Annotated in this window: 17 protein-coding genes, 1 rRNA gene, 1 pseudogene and 1 other annotated feature; of the genes and pseudogenes, 17 read left to right on the plus strand and 2 right to left on the minus strand. The window is 38.0% G+C overall.

What is annotated here, in order from left to right; all coding sequences use genetic code 11:
- Positions 1–8 precede the first annotated feature (8 nt).
- The 4 genes from rrf to asnB all read left to right on the plus strand — a co-directional run bounded on the left by rrf (position 9) and on the right by asnB (position 5291).
- A 5S ribosomal RNA gene (gene rrf / locus ACVYAD_RS24330) occupies positions 9–124 on the plus strand.
- A gap of 298 nt (positions 125–422) precedes the next feature.
- Entirely contained in the window at positions 423–1886 is a 1464-nt protein-coding gene (gene guaB, locus ACVYAD_RS24335; RefSeq protein ID WP_197143168.1) for an IMP dehydrogenase, read from the plus strand.
- A 141-nt stretch (positions 1887–2027) separates the two neighbouring features.
- Positions 2028–3350: a D-alanyl-D-alanine carboxypeptidase family protein gene (locus ACVYAD_RS24340; protein WP_476428204.1), complete on the plus strand. Its 1323-nt coding sequence runs from the start codon at positions 2028–2030 to the stop codon at positions 3348–3350.
- A 102-nt stretch (positions 3351–3452) separates the two neighbouring features.
- A complete protein-coding gene (gene asnB / locus ACVYAD_RS24345; protein ID WP_476428205.1) occupies positions 3453–5291 on the plus strand; it encodes an asparagine synthase (glutamine-hydrolyzing) in 1839 nt (612 codons plus the stop codon).
- Positions 5292–5316: 25 nt separating this feature from the next.
- Here asnB and pdxR read toward each other — a convergent pair whose 3' ends face one another.
- Complete coding sequence (pdxR, locus tag ACVYAD_RS24350) at positions 5317–6741, minus strand: MocR-like pyridoxine biosynthesis transcription factor PdxR (protein ID WP_349662222.1); 1425 nt, start codon at positions 6739–6741, stop codon at positions 5317–5319.
- A 105-nt stretch (positions 6742–6846) separates the two neighbouring features.
- On the opposite strand from pdxR, the gene pdxS reads away from it, so the two are divergent.
- The 3 genes from pdxS (at position 6847) to serS (ending at position 9920) form a co-directional block, all read left to right on the plus strand.
- Positions 6847–7731 carry a pyridoxal 5'-phosphate synthase lyase subunit PdxS gene (gene pdxS, locus ACVYAD_RS24355; RefSeq protein WP_197143171.1) on the plus strand — a complete coding sequence of 295 codons (885 nt, stop codon included), beginning with the start codon at positions 6847–6849 and terminating at the stop codon, positions 7729–7731.
- A 1-nt stretch (position 7732) separates the two neighbouring features.
- Positions 7733–8296 carry a pyridoxal 5'-phosphate synthase glutaminase subunit PdxT gene (gene pdxT, locus ACVYAD_RS24360; protein WP_476428206.1) on the plus strand — a complete coding sequence of 188 codons (564 nt, stop codon included), beginning with the start codon at positions 7733–7735 and terminating at the stop codon, positions 8294–8296.
- A gap of 49 nt (positions 8297–8345) precedes the next feature.
- Positions 8346–8569: a binding site (T-box leader), on the plus strand.
- Between the two features lie 70 nt (positions 8570–8639).
- Positions 8640–9920 carry a serine--tRNA ligase gene (serS, locus tag ACVYAD_RS24365; RefSeq protein WP_386831580.1) on the plus strand — a complete coding sequence of 427 codons (1281 nt, stop codon included), beginning with the start codon at positions 8640–8642 and terminating at the stop codon, positions 9918–9920.
- A 79-nt stretch (positions 9921–9999) separates the two neighbouring features.
- On the opposite strand, the gene tadA is transcribed toward serS, so the two are convergent.
- Positions 10000–10518: a tRNA adenosine(34) deaminase TadA gene (gene tadA, locus ACVYAD_RS24370; RefSeq protein WP_349662219.1), complete on the minus strand. Its 519-nt coding sequence runs from the start codon at positions 10516–10518 to the stop codon at positions 10000–10002.
- A 184-nt stretch (positions 10519–10702) separates the two neighbouring features.
- Between tadA and ACVYAD_RS24375 the strand changes: the two genes are divergently transcribed.
- From ACVYAD_RS24375 to ACVYAD_RS24420, 10 genes and pseudogenes are all read left to right on the plus strand, one after another.
- The gene (locus ACVYAD_RS24375; protein WP_079564051.1) at positions 10703–11038 is read left to right on the plus strand and encodes an ArsR/SmtB family transcription factor; all 336 of its coding nucleotides are present in this window, start codon (positions 10703–10705) and stop codon (positions 11036–11038) included.
- A 20-nt stretch (positions 11039–11058) separates the two neighbouring features.
- On the plus strand, positions 11059–12006 hold the full coding sequence (locus ACVYAD_RS24380) for a cation diffusion facilitator family transporter (RefSeq protein ID WP_349662218.1): 948 nt from the start codon (positions 11059–11061) through the stop codon (positions 12004–12006).
- A gap of 82 nt (positions 12007–12088) precedes the next feature.
- On the plus strand, positions 12089–12421 hold the full coding sequence (locus tag ACVYAD_RS24385) for a metal-sensitive transcriptional regulator (protein ID WP_068986808.1): 333 nt from the start codon (positions 12089–12091) through the stop codon (positions 12419–12421).
- Positions 12422–12714: 293 nt separating this feature from the next.
- Complete coding sequence (gene copZ, locus ACVYAD_RS24390) at positions 12715–12921, plus strand: copper chaperone CopZ (RefSeq protein ID WP_349662217.1); 207 nt, start codon at positions 12715–12717, stop codon at positions 12919–12921.
- Between the two features lie 81 nt (positions 12922–13002).
- A complete protein-coding gene (locus ACVYAD_RS24395) occupies positions 13003–15414 on the plus strand; it encodes a heavy metal translocating P-type ATPase (RefSeq protein ID WP_349662216.1) in 2412 nt (803 codons plus the stop codon).
- Between the two features lie 179 nt (positions 15415–15593).
- Entirely contained in the window at positions 15594–16232 is a 639-nt protein-coding gene (locus ACVYAD_RS24400) for a deoxynucleoside kinase (RefSeq protein WP_349662215.1), read from the plus strand.
- Positions 16229–16897: a deoxynucleoside kinase gene (locus tag ACVYAD_RS24405; protein WP_349662214.1), complete on the plus strand. Its 669-nt coding sequence runs from the start codon at positions 16229–16231 to the stop codon at positions 16895–16897. Before ACVYAD_RS24400 ends, ACVYAD_RS24405 begins: the two co-directional genes overlap by 4 nt.
- A gap of 274 nt (positions 16898–17171) precedes the next feature.
- Positions 17172–17699, plus strand: coding sequence for an LOG family protein (locus tag ACVYAD_RS24410; RefSeq protein WP_349662213.1), 528 nt, complete (start codon positions 17172–17174; stop codon positions 17697–17699).
- A 93-nt stretch (positions 17700–17792) separates the two neighbouring features.
- A pseudogene (locus tag ACVYAD_RS24415) lies at positions 17793–18164 on the plus strand (PAS domain S-box protein); the annotation flags it as partial.
- Positions 18165–18209: 45 nt separating this feature from the next.
- On the plus strand, positions 18210–18701 hold the full coding sequence (locus ACVYAD_RS24420; RefSeq protein WP_476428210.1) for a methyl-accepting chemotaxis protein: 492 nt from the start codon (positions 18210–18212) through the stop codon (positions 18699–18701).
- Positions 18702–18817: the final 116 nt, after the last annotated feature.

Raw genomic sequence — 18817 nt, forward strand, 5'->3', positions numbered from 1 at the left:
GACAATAGTCTAGTGATGATGGCAAAGAGGTCACACCCGTTCCCATACCGAACACGGAAGTTAAGCTCTTTAGCGCCGATGGTAGTTGGGGGCTTCCCCCTGTGAGAGTAGGACGTCGCTAGGCAATTTAGACAGTCAGCTGTGTGCTGACTGTCTTTTTTTTTTGAAAAACCTTAATAAATTATCAATAATTCCACAAAACTTGCTTAAAATAAGAAGAGCTAAATAATATCTATATACGAAATGTAGAAGAAATTAAAAAAATTATATTTTTTCCAGTATAAAAAAGGAAGAAAAGTCTGTTAGAGATGACGCTTACAAAAATCTGAATTGTCTTTCTTTTATAAGTTTCTTGACAGTAGCTTAGCACGTTGTTAATCTTACAATTAATATTCTTTTAACTATAGGAGGACGTTACGAAAATGTGGGAAACTAAATTTGCCAAAGAAGGTTTAACTTTTGATGATGTATTATTAGTACCAGCCCATTCAGAAGTATTACCGAAAGATGTTGATTTATCAGTTCAACTAACACCGAAGATTAAATTAAATATTCCAATGATCAGCGCAGGCATGGATACAGTTACAGAATCTAAAATGGCAATTGCTATGGCACGTCAAGGTGGTATCGGTATTATCCATAAGAACATGTCGCTTGATGAGCAAGCTGAGCAAGTAGAAAAAGTAAAACGTTCTGAAAATGGTGTTATTACAAACCCATTCTTCTTAACTCCGACTCACCAAGTTTTCGATGCTGAGCATTTAATGGGTAAATACCGAATTTCTGGTGTACCAATCGTTGATAGCATGGAAAACCAAAAGCTAGTAGGGATCATTACAAACCGCGACTTACGCTTTATTTCTGACTATTCTTTAAAAATTGAAGATGTTATGACAAAAGAAGATTTAATTACAGCACCTGTTGGAACGACTCTAGAGGATGCTGAAAAGATTCTTCAACAATATAAAATCGAAAAGTTACCAATTGTAGATGAAGAAGGTAAATTAACTGGATTAATTACAATTAAGGATATCGAAAAGGTAATTGAGTTCCCTAACGCTGCAAAAGACATACATGGTCGTTTATTAGTAGGGGCAGCAGTTGGTGTTTCAAAGGATACGATGATACGTATTGAAAAGCTTGTTGAAGCACAAGTAGACATCGTAGTAATCGATACAGCTCACGGTCATTCTGAGGGTGTATTACAAACAATTCGCTCTATCCGTGAATCTTATCCAGAGCTTGAAATTATCGCTGGTAACGTGGCAACAGCTGAAGGTGCACGCGCATTATTTGAGGCTGGTGCAGATGTAGTGAAAGTTGGAATTGGACCAGGATCTATTTGTACAACTCGTGTCGTAGCTGGTGTAGGTGTTCCACAAATTACAGCTGTTTACGATTGTGCAACAGTAGCACGTGAACTTGGGAAAACAATTATTGCTGATGGAGGCATTAAATATTCTGGTGACATCGTAAAAGCTCTTGCAGCGGGTGGTAATGTTGTAATGCTTGGTTCACTTCTTGCAGGTACTTCTGAATCTCCTGGTGAAACTGAAATCTTCCAAGGTCGTCGCTTCAAGGTATACCGTGGTATGGGTTCAATTGGAGCTATGGAAAAAGGTTCAAAGGATCGTTATTTCCAAGAAGATGCGAAAAAATTAGTGCCTGAAGGTATTGAAGGTCGTCTTCCTTACAAAGGACCTCTAGCGGATACTATTTATCAACTAATCGGTGGTATTCGTGCAGGTATGGGCTATTGCGGTTCAGCTAACCTTGAGTTCTTACGTGAAAATGCTCAGTTTGTTCGAATGACAGGTGCAGGTCTACGTGAATCACATCCACATGATGTACAAATCACAAAAGAATCACCAAACTATTCGATGTAATATATTACTAGCAACTTTTATGCTCTCGAATCGTCTACAAAGATGACACGAGAGCATTTTTTTATGATAGAGAGTGCGCACGGACATTACTATATATGATAAAATGTCGAGGATAAGAATATTTTTTGGAGGGCTTTAAAGGTGAAAAAGACAATGAACACTGTTATACGCTTACTCCTAATTCCTGTTTTGTTATTTAGTGTTTTAGCAGGTATTCCAGCGAAGGCAAATGCAGAAACAGATTTAGGACTACACGTGGATGCTGCAATTTTAATTGACGCAGATTCAGGAAAAATTTTATATGAACAAAATGCAGATACTTCACTAGGTATTGCGAGTATGACAAAAATGATGACTGAATACCTGTTATTGGATGCAATTGATGCAGGTACAGTTAAATGGGATCAAGAATATCACGTAACTGAATATACGTATAAAATGTCTCAAAACCGTGCATTAAGTAATGTACCATTGCGTAGAGATGGAACTTACAAAATTAAAGAATTATATGAGGCAATGGCAATTTACTCTGCAAATGCTGCTACAGTTGCTATAGCAGAAACAATTGCAGGTTCTGAAACTGAGTTTCTAAAGCTAATGAATAAAAAAGCAGAAGAGCTTGGTCTTACAGGCTATAAATTCGTAAACTCTACTGGTCTTAACAATGCAGATTTATTTGGTATGCAGCCAGCTGGTACTGGACCAAATGATGAAAACGTAATGCCTGCTAAATCTGTAGCTAAATTAGCATATCATTTACTAAAAGATCATCCGGACGTATTAAAAACGTCTAAAATTGCAAAAAAGACGTTCCGTGAAGGTACAGATGATGCAATTGAAATGATAAACTGGAACTATATGTTGCCGGAATTAGCGTACAAATATGAAGGCGTTGACGGATTAAAAACAGGTACAACAAACTTTGCGGGTCATTGCTTTACAGGTACAGCAGAGCGCAATGGTACACGTTTAATTTCTGTAGTTATGAAGGCTGTAGGAGAGGATCCAAAAAAAGCGCGCTTCGATGAAACAGCTAAATTGTTTAACTATGGTTTCTCACAATTCTCGAAACAAGAAATTATTCCTGCGAACTATAAGTTTAAAGATCAAGAAACAGTAAAAGTTACAAAAGGTAAAGAAAAGAATGTAGCGATTGCTGTTAAAGAACCAGTTTCATTTATGATCAAGTCATCTGAAAAAGACTTATATAAACCTAAACTAGTATTAGATAAAAAGAGTCTTGAAGCAGAGGTTAAGAAGGATACAGTTGTCGGGAAGGTAGTTATTGAGCGCTCAGAGGGCACAGATTACGGTTTTATTGACGGTAAGGATCTTAAGGCCGATGTTGTCACAACAGAGGCTGTGGAGCGTGCTGGCGGCATCTCTTTATTCTTCCAAGGTATTGGTAGCTTCTTCGGAAACTTATGGAGCAGCATTACTGACTTTGTTGGTGGCTTATTTTAATAACTAACTTAAAGAACACGTAGATGTTTTCAAACATCTCGTGTTCTTTTTCACGTTTTTTCGCTTTACTGCATACGCTATTAGGCGAAAGGATGTGGCTAAATGTGTGGCATTACAGGATGGGCTAGCTTTCAAAAGGATTTAAGAACGAGTAATGAAATTCTAAAGTTAATGACGCAAACATTAAATAAACGAGGGCCCGATGATGAAAATATTTGGTGTAGTGAGCATATTGCATTTGGCCATCGTCGGCTAGCTGTCATAGATTTAATCGGTGGAAAGCAACCGATGAAGAAAGTACATGATGGTTCAAACTATGTCATTACATATAATGGCGAGCTTTATAATACAGAAGAGTTAAGGAAAGAGCTTCAAAATCGAGGGCATGTTTTTACAACGCATTCAGATACGGAAGTATTATTAACTGCTTATATTGAATGGAAAGAGCAGTGTGTTGATTTTTTAAATGGAATTTTCGCTTTTGGTATATGGGATGAACAATCACAATCTCTTTTTTTATGTCGAGATCGACTAGGTGTAAAACCTTTGTTTTACACTGAACAACAAGACGGCCTGCTTTTTGCATCCGAGGTGAAAGCATTATTAGCTCATCCATTGATTAAAACAACCGTTAATACGGAAGGGCTAGCAAATATGATGGCTGTAGGGCCATCTAGGATGCCCGGAAAATCACTTTTCCAAAATATTAGTGAGCTACGTCCAGGATATGCAATGCGTTTCTCTAGAGCGGGCATACGAGTTTGGCAGTATTGGCAGTTACAAAGTAAACGACATGAAGAGTCATTAGGGGAAACAATTGAACATGTCCGTTTTTTGCTTACGGACGCTATTGAACGACAGCTTGTTTCAGACGTACCGATTTGTACATTTCTTTCAGGCGGATTAGATTCCAGCATTATTACTGGAATTGCAGCAAACAGGTTTCATGAACAAAACAAAGGCATGCTCCATACGTATTCTATAGATTATGAGGATAATGAACGCTTCTTTAATCCACATGCTTTTCAAACATCAACAGACACGTATTGGATTCAAAAAATGACAGATACCTTTAGTACAACACATCATGCTGAGGAAATTTCTCAGCAGCAATTAATCGATTGGTTGGTAGAATCTGTCGTTGTTAGAGATTCCCCAGGGATGGCAGATGTAGATTCATCGTTACTATGGTTTTGTCGAGAAATAAAAAAAGACTTTACCGTTGCACTGTCGGGTGAATGTGCAGATGAAATTTTCGGCGGCTATCCATGGTTTACAGAAAAGACAACAGGTTTTCCTTGGATTCGTTCACTGTCTGAAAGATCAACAATGTTACAAGAGCGGTGGCGTAAGAAATTAAACGTTGAATCATTTGCACAACAAGCATATTCGCAGACAATTGCAGAAGTACCATATCTTGATGGAGAGAGTATTGAGGAAGTAAGGCAACGTGAAATGTTTTATTTGAATACGGTATGGTTTATGCAAACATTGTTGGAACGAAAAGACCGTATGAGCATGGGGGCAAGTCTTGAAGTTCGTGTTCCGTTTGCAGATCATCGACTTGTGGAATATGCGTGGAATATTCCTTGGGAAATGAAAAATTTAGGAGGTATAGAAAAGGGTTTGCTTCGTAAGGCAATGCAACATTTATTGCCAGAAGAAATTTTATATCGGAAAAAGAATCCGTACCCTAAAACATATCATCCAGTTTATACAGCAGGTGTTCAAAAATGGCTAAGAGAAATAATGGAGGATAAAAATTCAATTCTTCATGAATTGTTTGAGCGTCAGAAGCTAATAGGGCTAATTGAATCTGGTGGCAGTTCTTTCAAAGTTCCTTGGTATGGACAATTAATGGCAGGTCCACAGCTTTTAGCTTATCTCGGCCAAATCCATACATGGTTTAAGCTATATAATATCCAACTAATTGAATCGTAACATAACGGAAACACAGATCAACCTTTTAAGGTGAGGTTGATCTGTGTTTTTTCTGTATGTCCCAACAGTTCATTAGCTTTTCAATTGAAGGTTCAATTTTATGAACAGGTATACCTCCAAAACCTAGTAAAAATTGAGCTTGCGAGGGTGCGAAGTGATCTAGGCGATAATCAGATAGTGGATAAATTTTGATGTCCGAATTGGAGGCAAGCTGCTGTAAATGCTTTTCGGACAAAGTATGCTGTACATCTAGTAAAATATGCATTCCTGCTTGCTCACCAGTAATATTAATTTGGTTAGAATAGTTTTCTAAAATAGAAGTAAGTTTTTCATGCTTTTTTCGATAAACTTTCCTCATGCGATTTAAATGCTTTGCAAAATGGCCATCACGCATAAAATTAGCTACGATATGTTGGTCAAAACGAGGTACCGTTGATGAATAGTAATTAAACACATCATTATATGTAGCAAGTAATTTTGATGGAAGTACAAAATAAGCAACACGCAAGGACGGCATTAATGATTTTGTAAATGTACTCATATAAATGACTTTATCATTTCGATCTAATGCATGAAGTGCTGGAATTGGTTTTCCGGTATAACGAAATTCGGAATCGTAATCATCTTCAATAATGTATCGAGAGGAGCTTTGTGCGGCCCAATTTAAAGCTTGTGCACGTCTTGTAGCCGATAATACTGCTCCTGTAGGAAATTGGTGTGATGGCGTAATATAGACAACGTCAGCGCTAGTTTTTTCGAGCTCATGGATGACAATTCCTTCATCATCGACCGCGATTGGGTATACTTTCCTTTTGTGCTGAGAAAACATACGATGAACAGCTGGATACCCTGGGTTTTCAAGCGCAAAGCAAGTATCGTCACCGAAGAGGCGCAATATCATTGGTAGAAGCTGTTCGGTTCCTGAGCCGATGACAATTTGTTCGGGACTACAAATAACCCCGCGTGATTGAAATAAATAATTAGCAATCTCCGTTCGTAAAGATAGTTCTCCTTGAGGCTCACCTGTTAATAATAAATCCTTTGAGGCATCATCAAAGAGCTCTTTGGCATATTTTCGCCATGTTTGAAATGGAAAGGCATCAATATCGATAGAACCAGGATTAAAATCTATCTTGTAAGATTTTTTCTTAGGTTGCTCGTGTAAAGAAACTATTGTGTCCTGTTGAATATATGGGAGCTCGTCAATTTCCTCTACGAAATAACCGACACGAGATTTAGACATAATATAGCCTTCTGCAAGTAGCTGTGCATATGCAATTTCAATAGTTGTTTGAGAAATATTCAAAAAATCGGCTAATTTTCTTTTTGATGGTAATTTTTCTCCTACTGCAATTTTCTTTGAAATAATAGCTTCCTTAATGCCGCTATAGAGCTGGTCATAGAGCGGTTTTTCACCATTTTTTTCTAGTTGGAATAATAGCATGTCCATGTTCATTCATCCCCCTGACCTTATGGTTATTTAGTAAACTGGATATTTTTATATGGTCAATTTCGATTATACTAAATTTCATCATAAAGGTGGAGGTTAGAAATCATGAGACAAACAGGTACAGAGTTAGTTAAGCGCGGGATGGCAGAAATGCAAAAGGGTGGCGTCATTATGGATGTTATTAATGCGGAGCAGGCGAAAATTGCGGAAGCGGCAGGAGCTGTAGCTGTCATGGCATTAGAACGAGTACCATCAGACATTCGTAAGGCGGGTGGTGTTGCACGTATGGCGGATCCTCGTATTGTCGAGGAGGTCATGGGAGCTGTATCCATTCCCGTAATGGCTAAGGCACGTATTGGACATATTGTAGAAGCAAGAGTGTTAGAAGCAATGGGTGTTGATTATATTGATGAAAGTGAAGTATTAACGCCAGCGGATGAGGAGTTTCATTTATTAAAAAGTGATTATACAGTGCCTTTTGTTTGTGGGTGCCGTGATTTGGGTGAAGCAGCTCGACGCATAGGTGAAGGGGCTTCTATGCTACGAACTAAAGGGGAACCAGGGACGGGTAATATTGTAGAGGCGGTTCGCCATATTCGAAAAGTGAATGCGCAAGTACGTAAGGTAGTTGGTATGACAGAGGACGAATTAATGACAGAGGCTAAATTGCTTGGTGCTCCTTTTGAATTATTAAGAGAAATTAAGCGTCTTGGCCGTTTACCGGTAGTAAATTTTGCAGCAGGTGGAGTTGCTACGCCAGCGGATGCAGCATTAATGATGGAGCTTGGAGCTGACGGTGTTTTTGTTGGTTCTGGTATTTTCAAATCAGAAAACCCAGAGAAATTTGCTCGTGCAATTGTTGAAGCTACTACGCATTATAAGGACTACAAGCTAATTGCTGAAATTTCAAAAGAGTTAGGTGTTCCGATGAAAGGCATCGATATTGCACAGCTTAGTCAAAATGAGCGTATGCAAGAGCGAGGCTGGTAAAATGAAGCGAATCGGTGTTTTAGCATTACAGGGCGCGGTGCGAGAGCATGTGCAAACGTTAGAGTCTCTCGGGTGCGAAGCGGTCTTAGTAAAACAAAGAAGTGATTTAGAGAAGCTTGATGGACTTGTCTTGCCTGGTGGAGAAAGCACAACGATGCGCAAATTGCTGAATCGATACGAGCTATTAGAGCCAATTCGCACACTTGCAAAGCAAGGTTTACCGATGTTTGGAACATGTGCAGGATTGATTTTATTAGCAAAGGACTTAGTGGATTATGAATCACATTTAGCAGTAATGGACGTGGTAGTCGCACGGAATTCTTATGGACGTCAAGTAGATAGCTTTGAAGTGAAGCTCGATATACCTGAAATAGGTCCTGCCATTCCGGCTGTCTTTATACGCGCGCCACATATTGTTTCCGTAGGTGAAGGTGTTGAAGTATTAGCGGAGCATGACGGGAAAATCGTGTTAGCAAAAGACGGTCATTTATTAGGGTGTTCCTTCCATCCTGAATTAACGGAAGATACACGTGTTCTTGAATATTTTGTATCTTTTATGGTATGACTTGCAAAATCTCATTTCATATAGTACAGTATGGATAAAATTTAAATAACTTAACACGATGATGGGAAGTAGTAACAAGCACGTTTTTTTTAGAGAGTCAGCGGGTGGTGGAAGCTGATAAAAGCACTTGTGAATCCGTCCTGGAGTTGCGCAGTCGAAGTGAATGAAGTAGGCTGTCGCCGGCTGAAATGCCGTTATGAAATAAGTGGATTAGACAAAGTACAATGTGTCTAGTCAATTAGGGTGGCAACGCGGGTAGCTCTCGTCCCTTTTGGGGATGAGGGCTTTTTTGTGTTCCCACTAACTATTTTCCCATCATTAATAATCTACTGGAGGTATGACGATGTTAGATATTAAACGCGTGCGCGACAATTTCGCGGAAATTAAAGAAATGCTATTAACACGTAATGAGGATTTAGGAAACTTAGACGATTTTGAACAATTAGATGCAAAACGTCGTGAATTAATTGCAAAAACAGAAGAGCTTAAAGCTGAGCGCAATAAAGTATCAGAGCAAATTTCTATTATGAAGCGTAATAAGGAAAATGCTGATGAAGTTATTGCACGTATGCGTCAGGTTGGCGATGAAATTAAAGAACTAGATGTCCAATTAAATGATGTAGAAGATCGCTTTAAAGATATGATGATGCGTTTACCAAACGTTCCACATGAATCTGTACCAGTCGGCACAACAGAGGATGATAATGTTGAGGAATATACTTGGGGTGATGTACCAACATTTGATTTTGACATTAAAGCACACTGGGATATCGCTACGGACTTACAAATTGTAGACTTTGAACGTGGTGCAAAAGTGACGGGTAGTCGTTTCTTATTCTATCGTGGCCTTGGTGCTCGTTTAGAACGTGCATTAATGACGTTTATGATGGACTTACATGCTGAAGAGCATGGCTATGAAGAAATGCTACCACCTGTAATTGTCAATCGTGATAGTTTAACAGGTACAGGGCAACTACCTAAATTTGAAGAAGATGTCTTTAAATTGGATGACACAGATTATTTCATGATTCCAACAGCAGAAGTACCTGTGACAAACTTCTATCGTGATGAAATTTTACCAGGTGAAGCATTACCACAAGGCTTTGCGGCATACAGTGCTTGCTTCCGTTCAGAGGCGGGTTCTGCGGGACGCGATACACGTGGTTTAATTCGCCAACATCAATTCAACAAAGTAGAATTAGTACGCTTTGTTAAACCAGAGGAATCTTATGAACAGTTAGAACTATTAACAGGTCATGCTGAAAAAGTACTGCAATTATTAGGGTTACCATACCGCAAACTAAAAATGTGTACAGCTGATTTAGGCTTTACTGCAGCGAAAAAGTACGATTTAGAAGTTTGGATTCCAGCGCAAAATATGTACCGTGAAATTTCTTCATGCTCTAACTTTGAAGATTTCCAAGCTCGTCGAGCAAATATTCGCTTCCGTCGTGAGCCAAATGCAAAACCAGAGTATGTACACACATTAAACGGCTCAGGTCTTGCAATCGGTCGTACAGTAGCAGCAATCTTAGAAAACTATCAACAAGCCGATGGAAGCGTAGTGATTCCTGAAGTATTAAGACCATATATGGGCGGAAAAGAAGTAATTGCTCCAAAGTAATCGGAGTCAAGAAATGAAAAAACTACTGTTGAAATTTCAACAGTAGTTTTTCTTTTTAACCCGTAGCGTGAATTTTTTATTAAAATTTTTCATTTTCAACAATTAGAGCTTGTCGCGCTTTTTTCTCGGCCTTTTTTCGTTCGCGTAATGCTCGGAAAAAATCGGTTAAGATTTGTCCACATTCCTCAGCTAAAATTCCTTCTGTTACTTCACATTCATGGTTAAAGCGTGCATCGTTTAATAAACGATAGAGTGAATCTACACAGCCAGCTTTTATATCTCTTGCACCATATACAACACGAGGCACACGGGATTGTAAAATGGCACCTGCACACATAGGGCAAGGTTCAAGCGTCACATAGAGTGTTGTTTTTTCAAGACGCCAGCTACCTATTTTTTTACAAGCTTCTTGAATGACCATTAGTTCAGCGTGCGTCGTCGCGTTTTGTGTTGTTTCTCGTAAATTATGAGCACGTGCAATAATCTCCCCATCGTAGACAAGCACAGCTCCTATCGGTACTTCCCCAAGTAAAGCTGCTTTCTTAGCTTCTTCCAATGCACTGTTCATAAACAATCGGTCTGTTTCAAAAATATCCACTATGATCTCTCCTTATTATTTAGTGTATCCTGCTTAATTGACAATTGCTACTGTCAATTAAGTCTCGGCACCATCTCCTCCGTATTATGTGAGAAGTTAAAACGTTGACATATTCAAAACAACCATCTATATTTATATATGAACACATGCTCATATATAAATATAAAAGTTGGGGGTAAGCTAAATGGACGAAAAATTACAAAATACAGAGGTTCATAATAACAAAGAACAACATTTAGACGAAGAGACACTATTCGTCGTGTCTCAAACATTTAAAGCTTTAAGTGATCCGACAAGAATTCGCATTTTGAATTTATTATGTACGGATGAGCATTCAGTCAACGACATCGCTGAAATTTTAGATTTAGGCCAATCAACAGTTTCACATCAGTTACGTTTTTTGAAAAATTTACGGTTAGTGAAATATAGAAGGGAAGGCACAACCTTATATTATTCAAAAGATGATGATCACATTATGAATTTGTTAATGCAAGCTATTGAGCATGCTACACATAACTAGAACTAATGGAGGGATAAGAAATGGGGCATAATCATGATCACAGCCATGACCATACACATGGCGCAAATAAAAAGGTGTTAATCTTATCATTTATTATTATTACGAGTTATATGGTTGTTGAAGCGATTGGTGGCTATTTAACAAATAGTTTGGCTCTTTTATCCGATGCAGGACATATGTTAAGTGATTCAATTTCATTAGCAATAGCTTTACTTGCTTTTATATTTGGAGAAAAGGCTGCTAGCTATAGTAAAACATACGGTTATAAACGATTTGAAATTTTAGCAGCGGTATTAAATGGTGTGACTTTAATTTTAATTGCTTTATTCATTTTCTATGAGGCAATAGAACGTTTTGCCAATCCACCAGAAGTAGCAACAACAGGCATGCTAGTTATTAGTACAATCGGTCTTTTGATAAATATTTTAGTAGCATGGATTATGATGCGTGGCAGTGATACAAAAGATAATTTAAATATGCGTGGAGCTTATTTACACGTATTAAGCGATATGCTTGGATCTGTAGGGGCCATCGTTGCCGCACTGTTAATAATGCTTTTTGGCTGGGGCTGGGCTGATCCACTTGCAAGTGTTATTGTTGCAGCATTAGTATTAAGAAGCGGCTACTATGTAACGAAGGCTGCTGTCCATGTTCTCATGGAAGGCACACCTTCAAACGTTGACGTTGAAGAAATCGTACAAACCATTGTACAAACAAATGGCGTTCATAGCATTCATGATTTACACATTTGGACAATAACAAGTGGAACAAATGCACTTTCTTGTCATGCCGTTGTCGATGATCAGCTAAAAATTGCGGATGGTGAGCATATATTACGGGAAATTGAACATAATCTTGAGCATAAGGGCATAAAGCATGTAACGATTCAGTTGGAAACACTGGCACATAAGCATGATCAATCAATTTTATGTACAATAAAAACTGAGCAGTCGAATCATCATCATTAATAAAAAAATTATTTAGTTCTTTTTACACTTTGCATACCCTTCGTAGGTATAGTATGATGAGTGTGAGTAGGAGGTGTATTGTATGGAGGATATAGTGAAAAAGGATGTTTGTCATACAGAGGAAGGTATGTCGTGTCGAAAAAGTCATCATCCTGAACGCGTAAAAAAAGATTTAACGACTCGTTTAAATCGAATCGAAGGTCAAATCCGAGGCATTAAAGGGATGATTGACAAAGATGTTTACTGCGATGATATTATTACGCAACTGTCTGCCACACAGTCTGCTTTAAATAGTGTAGCAAAAATATTATTAGAAGGTCATTTAAAGGGATGTGTAGTGGATCGCCTATCAGAAGGTGATGAAGCAGTGTTAGATGAATTAGTAGTGACCATTCAAAAATTAATGAAGAAGTAAAAGTTTTTTCAGGCGTGTTGATTAGGAAACTATAGGTTTATCATTAGCTGATAAAAGGAGTTTTTTGTTGATATTTTGCTAATGTATGTCCATTTTAACTGATTGTAGCGTAGGGAAGCGGCTCGACGCTCGCCCGTAGGAAGCCTTGCTCTGCGCGAAAGCGAAGCGTCAGCGACAAAGCGGGTAGCCCGTAGCGGAAATCAGAGCCTTTAAAATAATTAATCAACACACTCGATTTTTTTTAATAAATATATACCCCTATATAGTACCTAAATTAAAAGGAGAGATATTTTATGCAAAATGTAACATTAAACGTACAAGGAATGTCATGTGGACATTGTGTAAACTCAGTGGAAAAAAGTGTTGGAGCTTTAGCAGGCGTTGAACAAGTAAAAGTAAACTTAGCTGATGGTTTAGTAGAAGTAGCATTTGATGAAACACAAGTATCTCTAGACCAAATTAAAGAAACAATCGACGATCAAGGCTATGACGTTAAATAATATAAATAGGGTGCTCAAGTAGCACTCTATTATTTTCAATTACACATACCCCTAGTTGGTATGTAGGGAGGAGAAATGATCATGAGTTCAGAATTAAAGGAAGCGAATTTGCAAATTACAGGTATGACATGTGCAGCCTGTGCAACTCGAATAGAAAAAGGTTTAAATAAAATGGATGGTGTAGAACAAGCGACGGTTAATTTAGCGCTTGAAAAATCGTCCATTAAATATGATCCGACAAAACTAAATGAAGAAGACTTTGAAAAGAAAATTGAAGCACTTGGTTATGGTGTCGTCAAACAAAAAACTGAATTCGATATAACAGGCATGACATGTGCAGCCTGCGCTACACGGATAGAAAAGGGTTTAAATAAACTAGCAGGTGTATCCTCTGCGAACGTAAACTTAGCGCTTGAAAAAGCAACTATAGAGTTTAACCCATCTGAGGTGACGATTGCAGATATTATTGCGAAGGTTGAAAAATTAGGATATGAAGCGCATCAAAAAGCAGATGAGCAAGAGACAGTAGATCATCGAGAACAGGCCATCAAGCAACAGCAGCAAAAATTTATTTTCTCGGCTATTCTTTCATTACCATTACTTTGGACGATGGTAGGACACTTTTCATTTACATCATTTTTATATGTTCCTGAATTTTTAATGAATCCGTGGGTACAAATGGTGTTGGCCACTCCCGTTCAATTTATCATTGGGAAGCAATTTTATGTTGGGGCATACAAAGCTTTACGCAATGGTAGTGCCAATATGGATGTACTTGTAGTGATGGGTACCTCTGCAGCGTATTTTTATAGTTTATATCAAGCCATTATTACTACGGGGTCACATCATGCCCCTCATCTATATTTTGAAACGAGTGCCGTATTAATTACTTTAATTTTATTAGGTAAATTATTTGAGGCAAAAGCGAAGGGACGCTCTTCTGAAGCAATCAAAAAGTTAATGGGCCTTCAGGCAAAAACGGCCATCGTTGTTCGTGAAGGTGTAGAAAAAGAAGTACCATTAGAAGAAGTAGTCATTGGCGACATTATTTTAGTGAAACCTGGTGAAAAAATCCCTGTCGATGGTGAAGTGTTAGAAGGAACAACAGCTGTCGATGAATCGATGTTAACGGGAGAAAGTTTACCTGTTGATAAAAAGCAAGGCGATTTATTATTTGGTTCCACTATTAATAAAAATGGTTTTATTAGAATGACGGCAACTAAAGTTGGTCGCGATACAGCCTTAGCTCAAATTATTAAAGTTGTAGAAGATGCACAAGGCTCAAAAGCGCCGATACAACGCTTAGCAGACCAAATTTCAGGTATTTTTGTACCAATAGTTGTTGGTATTGCGATTGTAGCGTTTCTAATCTGGATTATTTGGGTGCGACCAGGTGAATTTACACCTGCACTAGAAGTATTAATTGCAGTACTTGTTATCGCTTGTCCATGTGCGCTTGGATTAGCAACGCCAACATCGATTATGGCGGGCTCTGGCCGTGCGGCGGAATTTGGTATTTTATTTAAAGGTGGAGAGCATTTAGAGCAAACACAAAGCATCGATACAGTAGTTGTTGATAAAACAGGTACAGTGACACACGGCAAACCTGTATTAACGGATGTTGTATTAGCGGCGGATCAAGACGAGACACAATTTTTATCGTTAATTGGCGCAGCAGAGAAGCAATCCGAGCATCCATTAGCAGAAGCAATTGTTCAAGGAATTACTGATCGCGGAATTGACCTAGGAGATGTTCAATTTTTTGAAGCAATACCAGGTTACGGTGTGCAAGCGACTGTATCTGGTCAAGGGGTTGTTATCGGTACTCGTAAATTGATGCAACAATACGGTATTCATATTGATGATATTCTACCAACAATGGAGCATTTAGAGGAAAATGGTAAAACTGCTATGTTAGCTGCGATTAACGGTCAGTATGCTGGTCTAGTAGCAGTTGCTGATACAGTGAAAGATACTTCAAAAGAAGCGGTTAGTCGTTTACAAGAAATGGGTATTACTGTCATTATGATGACTGGTGATAATGAACGTACAGCACAGGCAATCGGAGCAGAAGTTGGTGTGAATCATGTGATTGCTGAAGTTCTTCCGGAAGGCAAAGCAGATGAAGTGAAAAAACTGCAAGCTCAAGGTAAAAAAGTGGCGATGGTTGGGGATGGCATTAATGATGCGCCGGCACTTGCGACAGCTAATATTGGGATGGCAATCGGTACCGGTACTGACGTAGCTATGGAAGCAGCGGATATTACACTAATTCGAGGCGATTTAAACAGTATCGCGGATGCTATCATAATGAGTCGTAAAACAATGCGCAACATTAAACAAAACTTATTCTGGGCATTTGCTTACAATACATTAGGTATTCCAATTGCCGCAGTCGGTTTACTAGCTCCTTGGGTAGCAGGTGCAGCAATGGCGTTTAGTTCAGTATCTGTTGTATTAAATGCACTGCGTTTACAGCGAGTTAAATTATAAGGTTAAAAATAGATCCACAATAGTGGGTCTATTTTTTTGTCGCCTATTTTATAGAGAAATAGTTTGATTCTGTCTTTCATTTTCTCTCTATGATACAATGAAAAGCACTGATTATAAAAAAACCTCGAAGACGAGGTAATTGATGATAGAATCCATAGAACATAAAGGAGGAGCTTCTGGTGACGGTTCCATTTGTTACGGTAGAAGGTCCGATTGGTGTTGGTAAAACCTCTTTATCGAAAGAGATTGCGGCGGCATTTAATTACCATCTATTAAAAGAAATAGTAGACGAAAACCCTTTTCTAAATAAGTTTTATGAAAACATTGAGGAATGGAGCTTCCAAACGGAAATGTTCTTCCTATGTAATCGCTATAAACAATTATCGGATATAAAAAGTTTCCGTTTAACGCATGATAAACCTGTTGTAGCGGACTACCATATTTTTAAAAATTTAATATTTGCAAAGCGTACATTGGCATCAACTGAGTATGATAAATACGAGAAAATTTATAAAATATTAACGAAAGATATGCCTGTACCTAATGTAGTTGTTTATTTACATGCCAGTGTTGATACGTTGATGAAACGTATTGCGATGCGTGGTCGTGAATTTGAAAAAATGATTTCGCGAGATTACATGGAGCAACTGGTGGCAGATTATCATTCTTTTATCGAGCATTTTGAGAAAATGCACCCTGAAATTCCTATTATTCGATTTAATGGTGATCAGCTTGATTTCGTAAAAAATCCAAATGATTTGACACATGTTTTACAAACAATAAAGGACACGTTACAACAAAGGAGTTTGCAACAATGAATTTGAGAGAGAAATACGATATTCCACCACAAACGGTCATTACAATCGCTGGTACGGTTGGTGTAGGGAAATCAACGATGACAAAAGCGTTGGCAGAGGCGCTAAATTTTCGTACCTCTTTTGAAAAGGTGGATACGAATCCATATTTAGATAAATTTTATGAGGACTTTGAAAAATGGAGCTTCCATTTACAAGTGTATTTTTTAGCTGAGCGTTTTAAGGAGCAGAAGCGAATCTTTGAATATGGCGGCGGGTTTATTCAAGATCGCTCAATCTACGAAGATACAGGGATTTTTGCGAAGATGCACTATGACAAAGGTACAATGAGCCCAACAGATTATGAGACGTATACAAATTTATTTGATGCGATGGTGATGACACCATACTTCCCTCATCCAGATTTACTTGTTTATCTAGAGGGGCCAATTGACGATGTAATTGGTCGTATCCAAGAGCGTGGACGTTCAATGGAGCAACAAACACCGCATGATTACTGGATTGAAATGCATGATCGCTATGAGAACTGGATTAATAATTTTAATTCATGCCCGGTTCTACGTTTAGATATTAATGATTATGATTTATTAAAAAATCCTGAAGCAATTGAATCAATTGTGAGCCGTATCAGTCATATGTTAAAACAAACAAGTCATTTACGTAAATAAAAGGTTTTGCTAAAGCTTATATTTCTACAATAGGAAGATAAATTTTTTTCTGGCCGAAAGCTGAGCAGCAGGCACAAACAAGTTATTTACGTAAATAAGAAATAAACTATGCTTAAAAATGTAACATATAGTAAGGGAAGCTTTGCGTTCTGGCCAAAAGCGATTCGCCGGGCAGAAACAGCAATTGAAGAAAATAAATGATCAAAAGACGTGAGACAATATGTAGCTATTGTGTCACGTCTTTTGGTTAGGAGGGATTGTTATAAGAATAGCAGTGTATTGTGGTTCAGGCTTAGGCATAAATCCAATTTATGCAGAGAGGGCAGCCGAATTAGGGACTGTATTAGCTCAAAATGGTCATGGTGTTGTTTATGGTGGTTCGAAAACAGGACTGATGGGAAAAATAGCAGATGCAGTATTAGAAGCTGGCGGAGAGGTTATAGGCGTGATGCCAACTCATTTGCAGAAGCGGGAAATAGCACATGCCTCGTTAACAGAAATTCATTTTGTGGAGTCTATGCATGTACGTAAAGCCAAAATGGTAGAGCTAGCAGACGCTTTTATAGCTTTACCAGGTGGTGGTGGAACAATGGATGAATATTTTGAGGTATTTACGTGGGCACAAATAGGATTACATGAAAAACCTGTAATCCTATATAATGTAAATAGCTTTTATGATGCGATTTTACAACACTTTCAGAAAATGCTTGAGGAAGGTTTTATACGAACAGAACAACAGCCACTTATTCGTGTAGCTACTACAGCGGAGGAAGTATTAAGTTTATTAAAAAAACATGGGTAATATATACCCATGTTTTTTCTGCAATAAATATTTTTGTTAGGCTCATTACTATAAAAATTTTAGTTCGCTAATACAATGAAAGAGGTGTAGGTTATGCAGGCAATAGATACAAAAGTTACCGATGATCAAGTAGTGTTGGCAATTGAACGAAATATAGCCATTATCCGTTTTGATATGGACCATAAAGTTGCTTATGTAAATGAACTTTTTGCTAAAACATTAGGCTATAAAGTTGAAGAAATGATAGGAAAAGATCATAAGGATTTTTGTTTACCGGAATTTGCAAATAGTAAAGAATACGGGAAGTTTTGGCGAAACTTAGTTGCTGGTAATAGCTATCAGGATAAAATCGAAAGAATGGATGCAAGAGGTAATAGAATTTGGCTTGAGGCTACTTATATGCCTGTCTTTGCTAATAATTCAAGAAGGGTGATTGGCGTTTCGAAAATTGCAACAAATATTACTGAACGTCAAAATGAAATTGTTAGTGTAGCTGATACATTAAAGGTCATGTCTAAAGAGCTTCATGGCCGTTCGGAGGCTGGTATTCTAAATAACGAGGATTTACTGGAAACAGTGAAAGAGGTTTCACAAGAGTCTGCCGATAATGTGAGAAATCTTGCGCAGCTACAGAAGCAAGCTGAATCTATTAAAGGGATTGTAAAAACCATTCAAGAAATTGCTTCTCAGACAAACTTACTTGCACTAAATGCAGCTATTGAAGCAGCAAGAGCTGGTGAGTATGGCCGAGGCTTTGATGTTGTAGCAAAAGAGGTTAGAAAACTTTCTGTAAGGGTGGAGCAATCTATTTCAGAAGTAAAAGATAATGTTGAGGGCATTGAGCGAGAGATAGGACAAGTCACTGAGAGTATCACGCGTATAGCCGAAAAAGTTGAAAAAACAAATGGTCAAATTAATGTAACAACGAATGATTTTGCTGAAATCGCTACTGCTGCAGAGGCATTGGATGAACAATCTAGGCATTTTATCAAAATAATTTAACTTCTTTCTACAAATGTCTTTTATACCATAAGTACCCCTTCAATTGTTTTATTTACATAATTTTCTGATATATATTGAAATAGTGGATGAGTTTTATTTACAATAATTGTGTAAGC

Source organism: Lysinibacillus sp. G1-3 (genome assembly GCF_056322905.1).

Bases quoted from the DNA above. Each gene is read 5' to 3' on its own strand.
- guaB (WP_197143168.1), top strand. From the start codon at position 423: ATGTGGGAAACTAAATTTGCCAAAGAAGGTTTAACTTTTGATGATGTA.
- asnB (WP_476428205.1), top strand. From the start codon at position 3,453: ATGTGTGGCATTACAGGATGGGCTAGCTTTCAAAAGGATTTAAGAACG.
- pdxR (WP_349662222.1), bottom strand. From the start codon at position 6,741: ATGGACATGCTATTATTCCAACTAGAAAAAAATGGTGAAAAACCGCTC.
- pdxS (WP_197143171.1), top strand. From the start codon at position 6,847: ATGAGACAAACAGGTACAGAGTTAGTTAAGCGCGGGATGGCAGAAATG.
- pdxT (WP_476428206.1), top strand. From the start codon at position 7,733: ATGAAGCGAATCGGTGTTTTAGCATTACAGGGCGCGGTGCGAGAGCAT.
- serS (WP_386831580.1), top strand. From the start codon at position 8,640: ATGTTAGATATTAAACGCGTGCGCGACAATTTCGCGGAAATTAAAGAA.
- ACVYAD_RS24375 (WP_079564051.1), top strand. From the start codon at position 10,703: ATGGACGAAAAATTACAAAATACAGAGGTTCATAATAACAAAGAACAA.
- ACVYAD_RS24380 (WP_349662218.1), top strand. From the start codon at position 11,059: ATGGGGCATAATCATGATCACAGCCATGACCATACACATGGCGCAAAT.
- ACVYAD_RS24385 (WP_068986808.1), top strand. From the start codon at position 12,089: ATGGAGGATATAGTGAAAAAGGATGTTTGTCATACAGAGGAAGGTATG.
- copZ (WP_349662217.1), top strand. From the start codon at position 12,715: ATGCAAAATGTAACATTAAACGTACAAGGAATGTCATGTGGACATTGT.
- ACVYAD_RS24395 (WP_349662216.1), top strand. From the start codon at position 13,003: ATGAGTTCAGAATTAAAGGAAGCGAATTTGCAAATTACAGGTATGACA.
- ACVYAD_RS24405 (WP_349662214.1), top strand. From the start codon at position 16,229: ATGAATTTGAGAGAGAAATACGATATTCCACCACAAACGGTCATTACA.
- ACVYAD_RS24420 (WP_476428210.1), top strand. From the start codon at position 18,210: ATGTCTAAAGAGCTTCATGGCCGTTCGGAGGCTGGTATTCTAAATAAC.